At 65.3% G+C, this 7403-nt stretch carries 8 protein-coding genes; all 8 read right to left on the bottom strand.

The window, feature by feature from the left end; translation table 11 throughout:
- Nucleotides 1–14: 14 nt before the first annotated feature.
- Entirely contained in the window at nucleotides 15–743 is a 729-nt protein-coding gene (locus tag V6M49_RS04085) for an amino acid ABC transporter ATP-binding protein (RefSeq protein ID WP_276203716.1), read from the bottom strand.
- An 8-nt stretch (nucleotides 744–751) separates the two neighbouring features.
- Nucleotides 752–1441, bottom strand: a complete 690-nt coding sequence (locus V6M49_RS04080; protein WP_332760147.1) for an amino acid ABC transporter permease — start codon at nucleotides 1439–1441, stop codon at nucleotides 752–754.
- Nucleotides 1434–2105 (bottom strand): amino acid ABC transporter permease, encoded by a 672-nt coding sequence (locus V6M49_RS04075; protein WP_056340879.1) that lies wholly within the window; start codon nucleotides 2103–2105, stop codon nucleotides 1434–1436. The genes V6M49_RS04080 and V6M49_RS04075 overlap by 8 nt, the downstream gene beginning before the upstream one ends.
- Before the next feature lie 85 nt (nucleotides 2106–2190).
- A complete protein-coding gene (locus V6M49_RS04070; protein WP_332760146.1) occupies nucleotides 2191–3030 on the bottom strand; it encodes a transporter substrate-binding domain-containing protein in 840 nt (279 codons plus the stop codon).
- Between the two features lie 332 nt (nucleotides 3031–3362).
- Complete coding sequence (locus tag V6M49_RS04065) at nucleotides 3363–4112, bottom strand: SDR family NAD(P)-dependent oxidoreductase (protein ID WP_141142213.1); 750 nt, start codon at nucleotides 4110–4112, stop codon at nucleotides 3363–3365.
- Between the two features lie 14 nt (nucleotides 4113–4126).
- Nucleotides 4127–4969, bottom strand: a complete 843-nt coding sequence (locus V6M49_RS04060; protein WP_332760145.1) for a fumarylacetoacetate hydrolase family protein — start codon at nucleotides 4967–4969, stop codon at nucleotides 4127–4129.
- The gene (locus V6M49_RS04055; RefSeq protein ID WP_332760144.1) at nucleotides 4966–6171 is read right to left on the bottom strand and encodes a fumarylacetoacetate hydrolase family protein; all 1206 of its coding nucleotides are present in this window, start codon (nucleotides 6169–6171) and stop codon (nucleotides 4966–4968) included. Before V6M49_RS04055 ends, V6M49_RS04060 begins: the two co-directional genes overlap by 4 nt.
- Nucleotides 6168–7403: aldehyde dehydrogenase family protein (locus V6M49_RS04050; RefSeq protein WP_332760143.1), on the bottom strand; the 1236-nt coding region annotated here is incomplete at its 5' end. The genes V6M49_RS04055 and V6M49_RS04050, both read right to left, overlap by 4 nt.

Below are 7403 nucleotides of genomic sequence, written 5' to 3'. Positions count from 1 at the left end.
ACTGCGTGCTCCGGTTACAGAACCTTGCTGAGGAACCCCTGGGTCCTGGCGTTCCGCGGCGAGGAGAAGATCTCATCGGGGGAGCCTTCCTCGACGATCAGTCCCTGGTCCATAAAAAGCACGCGGTCAGCGACTTCCCGGGCGAAGCCCATTTCGTGGGTGACCACCACCATGGTCATGCCCTCATTGGCCAGGTCCTTCATGACGGTCAGCACCTCGCCGACAATTTCCGGGTCCAGGGCCGAGGTGGGCTCGTCAAAGAGCATGATTTTTGGATCCATGGCCAGCGCGCGGGCTATGGCCACACGCTGCATCTGACCGCCGGACAGGCTCCCCGGGAAGGCCTCCATCTTTTCGGCCAGACCCACCTTGGCCAGCAGCATTTCGGCTTTGGCGCGGGCTTCGTCCCTGTTGACCTTGGCCACCTTGAGCGGGGCCAGCATAACGTTGTCGATGACCTTCAGGTGCGGGAACAGGTTGAAATGCTGGAAGACCATTCCCGCTTCCTGCCGGACCAGGTTGATGTTCGTTTTCGAATCGTCCAACCGGTGCTTGTTGATCACGATGCTGCCGGACGTGATCGATTCCAGGCCGTTCATGCACCTCAGGAACGTGCTCTTGCCTGAACCCGAGGGGCCGATGACGCACACCACCTCACGCTCACGGATGTGGCAGTCAACGCCTTTGAGGACATGGTTGGGGCCGAACTTCTTATTCAAATTCTCAACAAAAATCACAGTCATATTCCGATCTATACGCTCGCGGGCTCGGGAAGTTTGAGGGGGTCCACCTGGATGCCGGTCCGTTTCTCGTACAGGCGCCCCAGCAGGGAGATGCTGTAGCAAATGACGAAGTACATGGCGGCGACGGTCAGGAACGTCATGATGGGGTCGCCGGTGAGGTTGGTGACGATGTTGCCCGCGTGCGTCAGTTCCACCAGCCCGGTCACCGTCACCAGGGAGGAATCCTTCACCAGGCCAATGATGAAGCCGACGCCGGGCGGCACCATAATCTTCCTGGCCTGCGGCATGACCACATACCGGAGCTTCGCCCAGTAGTTGAGCCCCAGGGCTTCTGCAGCCTCACTTTGTCCCCGGGGCACGGCTTCGATGCTGCCCCGCACAATTTCTGCCACATAGGCGGCGGCGAAGCAGGTCAGCGCAATGACGGCCGAGGCGAACTTGTCCAGTTCCAGGCCGGGAAACAGCAGCGGGATCCCGAAGAAGATGAAGAAGATGATGACCAGAATCGGGATGCCGCGCACGCAGCTGATGTAGATGGTGCTGATCCACCGGGCGATCCTGCTGGGGGACGATCTGGCAATGCCGAGGATCAGTCCGAAGATGATGCCGAGAATTCCGGACATGGCGCAGAGCTGAATGGTCAGCCATGCCCCCTTGGCCAGCGGAATGAGGTCCTGCCAATCAAAGGCCCTAAACACGTGCGCCCACCGCCCACCGGAACAGCGTCGTTTCGGCCCGTTTCGAGGCCAGCGACAACAGGGCGGAAACGCCAAGGTAGAGCAGCCCGCCCACTGCGAGCACCTCGATGGTCCGGTACGTGGTGTTGCTGACGCTCATGATCGCGTTGGTCAGTTCAGGAAGCGAGATGATGGATCCAATCGACGAAGCCAGGAACAGCAGAATCAGCTGGTTGGTCAGTGCAGGGAAAACGTTCCGGGTGGCGGGCAGCAGGACGATGTAGCGCACGATCTGGGCGTTCTTCATGCCCAGCGCCTTGCCGGCCTCACGGAGGCCGTGTGGCACCGACTCGAAGCCGGCCCGGTATATTTCCGCCGTGTATGCCGCGTTGTTGAGGGTCAGGCCAATAACGGCGGCCCAGATGGGTTCGAGGTTGATGCCCAGCGCGGGAAGGGCAAAGTAGATCAGGTACAGCTGCACCAGCAGAGGCGTGTTGCGGATGGCCTCGATGTAGCACGTGCAGAAGATGCTGACTGCCTTTCCGGGCCCGACCTTCCCCAGGTACAGGAAGACGCCGAGTGCGCTTCCCGCCACCATGGCCACGAGCGTGATGTACAGAGCTGTCCAGAGCCCCTCAAGCAATAGCGAGCTGAACGGGAGAAGGTCTCCGAAATATAAAGCCATGAGCAAAGGGTCCTATCCGTGAACGGCGGTGTGGGTGAATGACTGCCTGCCGTCCACCCACACCGGAGAGTGCGTCCGAATACTGTTAGTGGGCGAGGAAGGGCGGAAGTTCCAGCCCGAACCACTTCTGCAGGGAGGCCTCGTTCTGTCCGGAGATGGTGTAGTTCCGGATGAAGTTGTTGATGTAGTTAACCCACGTCTGGTCGCCCTGCTTGACGCCGATGGAGAACAGCGCCGGCTTGATCGGGTCGCCCTTGAGCACCTGGAATGCGGACGGATCACTCTTCACGAGCCCGCCGATGATCGCGTTGTTTTCAATCAGCGCGTCCACCTTGCCGCTCTTGAGGGCCTGGATGGAATCGGCCGTGGTGTTGAAGCCGGCGATCTTGGCGTTCGGGAAGGTGGCCTTGAGGATTTGCTCGCCCACACTTCCGCGCGACGTGGCCACGGATTTCCCGTCCAGATCCGCGTAGCTGGCGATCGGGCTTCCCGCGGGCACCATAAAGACCGTGGAGCTGGCGGCGTACGGCTCGGACATGTCCACCACCTGTGCGCGCGCATCCGATGCCGTGAAGGTGGCAATGACAGCGTCCGCCTTGTCGGTCTGCAGCAGCGGGATGCGGCTTTCGTTCGTGGCCGTGACGAACTCAACCTTGGCGCCCAGCGAGGCGCCGAGCGCGTTCGCGACATCAATGTCGAAGCCCTCGTGCTCACCTGATGAGGTCATCACGCCATACCCGGGGGAGTCGGCACTGACAGCGATCTTGATCGTTTTCGTCTTGAGGACCTGTGTGAGGTGGCTGTCCGCCACGGCTCCTGTTGTGCTCCCAGCACCGGCAGAGGCGCCGCCGGAGGAGCAGCCTCCCAGCGTGAGGGCCAACGCGATAGCCGGGACAAGAAGCAACTTCGGTGTTGCTTTGAACATGGGTGCTCTCCTGGAGATTGTTGATGCGGATCGGCTGCGGATCGGCTGCGGATCGAATGCGGGGGTGACGGAGTCCGGGGATCCCGGTCGTTCGCCATCGAAGATCATATAGGAATACGCACTATCATATAGTGGATGTGACGCAGGTCAAGACCCTCCTGAAAACCGCTTGCGTGCGCTCGCCGGAAGGGGGTGGCGCGGTTAGTCCAGACACGCCAAAGGCGCCGCCGTGCCCCGGTAAATCAGGACACGACGGCGCCTCGCAGCTTCTTACTTCGGCGGGACGTTACTCGCCGGGGCGTTACCCCTGCGGGACGTTACTCGACGGGACGCTACTCGACGGGACGCAGGCGCACCGCCTGCATGCCGCCGTCGACCGCCAGTTCAGTGCCCGTCGTCGAACCGGCCAGCGGACTGGCCAAGTACGCAATCGCCGCTGCAACCTCCTCCGGCGCCACCAGGCGGCCGTGCGGCTGGCGGGCCTCCAGCGCCGCGCGTTCCGCTGCCGGGTCATCCGCCTGGCTCAGCAGCCGGTTGATCCAGGGCGTGTCAGCCGTGCCCGGATTGACGCAGTTGACCCGGATGCCTTCGCGGACGTGATCGGCCGCCATGCTGAGCGTCAGCGCCCGGATGGCGCCCTTGGTGGCCGCGTAGAGTGCGCGGGCGGGCAGCCCGGCCGTGGCGGCGATGGAGGACGTGTTGACGATCGCGGCGGCGGGGGACTGCCGGAGATGGGGCAGGGCGGCACGGCTCACCCGCACCGCGCCGATCACGTTGACGTCCAGAACGCGCTGCCACTCGGCGTCGTCATTGTCCGCAACGGTGCCCTGGGCTCCAATGCCTGCGTTGTTGACCACGACGTCGATCCCCCCGAATTCACGGGCAACGCGTTCGACGGCGGCACGCACCGAAGCGTCATCGGCCACGTCGCATCGGATCGACAGCGCCGCTTCTGACGCTGCCTCGGGATTCAGGTCCAGCACCGCCACCTTCGCCCCGCGCCGGGTCAGATGCGCTGTTGTGGCCGCTCCGATGCCGGAAGCCCCGCCGGTGACGATGGCACGGATGCCTTCAAACTCCATGGCTGGGTGTCCGTTCATGCGATGAATTCATGGCGCTGCCGCCCCAGCCCGTCAATTTCGATTTCCACAATGTCGCCGGCCTTCAGGTACGGGAACCGCCCGGACAGCGCGACGCCCTCGGGGGTGCCGGTGCAGATGAGATCGCCGGGCTCGAGCACCATGTACTGGCTCAGGTTCCAGACGATGGTCTCGGCGTCGAAAATCATGTCCGCCGTGGAGGAATCCTGGCGGATTTCGCCGTTGACCCAGCTGCGCAGCCGCAGATTGCCGGCGTCGACCTCGTCGGGGGTGACCAGGTAGGGACCCGTGGGGCAGAACCCCGGTGAGCTCTTGCCCTTGGACCACTGGCCGCCGGAAACGTTCAGCTGGAAGTCGCGCTCGGAGAGATCGTCCACCACCACAAACCCGCCGATGTGGTCCCGGGCGGCTTCGGGGGAGTCCAGGTAGGAGGCGCGTTTGCCGACGATGATCCCGAGCTCCACCTCCCAGTCGGTCTTGGTCGATCCCGGGGGGATGGCCACGGCATCGTCCGGCCCGCTCACCGTATTGGGTGTCTTGAGGAAGATGACCGGATGCTCAGGCGGCTGGGCGCCCGATTCCGCTGCGTGGGCGGCGTAGTTCAGGCCAACGCAGACGACGGCGGACGGGCGCACCACCGGGGCGCCGTAGCGTACGACGTCGGAGGTGACGTCCGGCAGTGTGCCTGCGGCCAGTGCGGCGGCGGCAGCCGCGGGGCCACCGTTGGACAGAAAGTCACCGTTGATGGCAGACGTGATGCTCTGGAGCGAGTAGTGCCGGTCCCCGTGGACCAGGACGGGCTGTTCGGCGCCCGGGGCGCCAATCTGGGCGAACTTCATGAGGCGTATTCCTTACTGCTTGATGTGCGGACTTCGCGTTGGGCCTGAAGATAGCCGAACAGCTGCCGCAGGCCAAACGACCATTCCGGCAACTGTTCCGCCGGCCCCACGACGTTCACGAGGGCGCCGAGGTGGCGGCTGCGGATGGTCACGGTGTCGCCCATGTGGTGGGTGAACCCCTGTCCCGGGTGGTCCCTGTCCTGGGTCGGCGCGAACAGCGTGCCGGTGAACAGGGCGAAGCCGTCCGGGTACTGGTGGTGCTTTCCAACCGTCGCGGCGACGAGCTCCTCGAACGGACGGCTGATCCGGGACACGGAGTTGCGTCCCTCCAGCGAGTAGCCGTCCTCGCCTTCAACGCGCAGCAGGATCTCCTCCTGGCGCAGCGTCTCCAGGGTGAAACCGTCGTCGAACAACCGGATCAATGGACCCAGGGCGCTGGACGCGTTGTTGTCCTTCGCCTTCCCCAGCAGCAGGGCACTCCGGCCCTCCACGTCTCTCAGGTTCACGTCGTTGCCCAGGGTTGCGCCCACCACCGTGCCGGCCGAGGTGGCAATAAGCACCAGCTCCGGCTCCGGGTTGTTCCAGGAGGAGAACGCAGGGATCCCGACCCCCGCGCCCAGCCCCACCGAGGAGAGCACCGGGGCCTTCGTGAAGACCTCCGGGTCAGGCCCGATCCCCACCTCCAGGTACTGCGACCAGAGCCCTTCGGCGATGAGCACCTTCTTGGCTTCGGCAGCCGCGGGGGAGCCGGGCCGGATGGAGCTGATGCTGCCGCCGAGGGCACGGCCCACCAGTTCCCGCATCTCCGCCGCGCGGCTGGCGTCTCCGCCGCAGCGCTCCTCGATGACCCGTTCGATCATGCTGTCCACAAACGTCACGCCGCAGGCCTTGATGACCTGGAGATCCACCGGAGCCAGGAAATGCGGACGGGACGCGTCCTGCGTCAGCGACGCGTGGATGATCTCGCTGGTCTTCCACCGGGGCAGCGTCATGGCGGCGCGGACGGCCGCCACGAGATCCGGCCGTTCCAGGAGCTCGGATACGGTTTCGGCCAGATGCTGGAGGTCGAAGACGTCCTGCTCCTGGACGGCGACCACGCGTGGTCCGCCGGTTTCGACGTCCCAGACCCGGCCGATCAGGAGTGCCCGCGCCGCGTCGTCCGGGAGTACCGAGGCCCCGCCGAGGTCCAGCGCGGCGCTCATGGCCGGACCTCGTTTCCTGCAGTCTGGACTGCAGTCTGACCCTGCCGGGTGGGCCGTGGCCGTGTGCGCCGCTGCCACACCCCATCCACTCGCTGCGGAACGTGCCAGGGATTGGCATCCTGCAGAGGTTCGGGCAGGCGACCTTCCGGGAACGACTGGTACGCCACGGGCCGGAGGAAGCGCCGGATCGCGGCCGTTCCTACAGAGGTGGTGGCCGATGTTGTGGCGGGGTACGGTCCGCCGTGGTGCTGGGCGTAGCTGACCGTGACCCCCGTGGGCCAGCCGTTCCAGAGGACCCGGCCGCTGACGTCCGTCAGCCGTGCGGCCAGTTCTGACACGTCATCCTCCGGCTCCGCCTGGAGCGTGGTGGTCAGCTGTCCCTCCAGCAGTCCGGTGAGTTCCAGGAGTTCCGATTCGTCGCCGTACTCCACCACGAGGCTGGCGGGCCCGAACATTTCCTGCCGCAGGATTAACGGATCACTGCGGACAGCCGCGGACGTCGTGTGGAGTACGGTTGGCGCCGGCGCCTCGGCGAAGTCTCCTTCCACAAGAACCTCCACGCCGGTGGTGTCCCGCAGATCCTGCACGGACTGCCGGTAGCCCTCATGCAACCGTGGGCTCAGCAGCCGCGCTGCGGCAAAGTCCGCCAGCGCGCCGCTCAGAACCTGCCGGACGCCGTCGGCCTCTCCAGCCGGAACAAACAGCAGCCCCGGCTTGGTGCAGAACTGGCCCATTCCCATCGTGAGCGAGGCGGCGTATCCGCTGAGGATTTCGTCGCGCCGCACCGCCCAGGCGTTCTCGGTGACGAACACGGCGTTGATGCCGCCCAGTTCGCCGAAGAAGGGAATGGGTTCGGGCCGGGCGGCGGCACGGTTGAACAGAGCCCGGCCACCCGCCGTCGACCCCGTGAACCCGATGGCCTTCACGGCAGGATGGTCCACCAGGGCCTCCGCGGCAGGGCGGCCGGTGACGAGCGAGAACAGCCCGGAAGGTGCTCCGGCGGCATCGAGTGCTGCGATGACGGTCTCGGCGGTGCGGAGCGCGAGGTTCCGGTGCCCGTCGTGTGCCTTGTGCACCACGGCGCACCCGGCGGCGAGTGCCGAGGCGCTGTCGCCGCCCATCACGCTGAAGGCGAAGGGGAAGTTGGAGGCCCCGAAGACGCCCACGACGCCGATGGGCACGTTGAGCCGGCGCAGATCCGGCCGCGGGCCCATGCCCCAGTCCGCGTCCAC

Origin of the sequence: Pseudarthrobacter sp. (genome assembly GCF_036675385.1) — a bacterium.
Classification (GTDB): Bacteria; Actinomycetota; Actinomycetes; order Actinomycetales; family Micrococcaceae; genus Arthrobacter.
The sequence above is the reverse complement of the archived record's forward strand: the minus strand, read 5'-3'. Positions and strand labels throughout refer to the sequence as shown.

Bases quoted from the DNA above. Each gene is read 5' to 3' on its own strand.
- V6M49_RS04085 (WP_276203716.1), bottom strand. From the start codon at position 743: ATGACTGTGATTTTTGTTGAGAATTTGAATAAGAAGTTCGGCCCCAAC.
- V6M49_RS04075 (WP_056340879.1), bottom strand. From the start codon at position 2,105: ATGGCTTTATATTTCGGAGACCTTCTCCCGTTCAGCTCGCTATTGCTT.
- V6M49_RS04070 (WP_332760146.1), bottom strand. From the start codon at position 3,030: ATGTTCAAAGCAACACCGAAGTTGCTTCTTGTCCCGGCTATCGCGTTG.
- V6M49_RS04065 (WP_141142213.1), bottom strand. From the start codon at position 4,112: ATGGAGTTTGAAGGCATCCGTGCCATCGTCACCGGCGGGGCTTCCGGC.
- V6M49_RS04060 (WP_332760145.1), bottom strand. From the start codon at position 4,969: ATGAAGTTCGCCCAGATTGGCGCCCCGGGCGCCGAACAGCCCGTCCTG.
- V6M49_RS04055 (WP_332760144.1), bottom strand. From the start codon at position 6,171: ATGAGCGCCGCGCTGGACCTCGGCGGGGCCTCGGTACTCCCGGACGAC.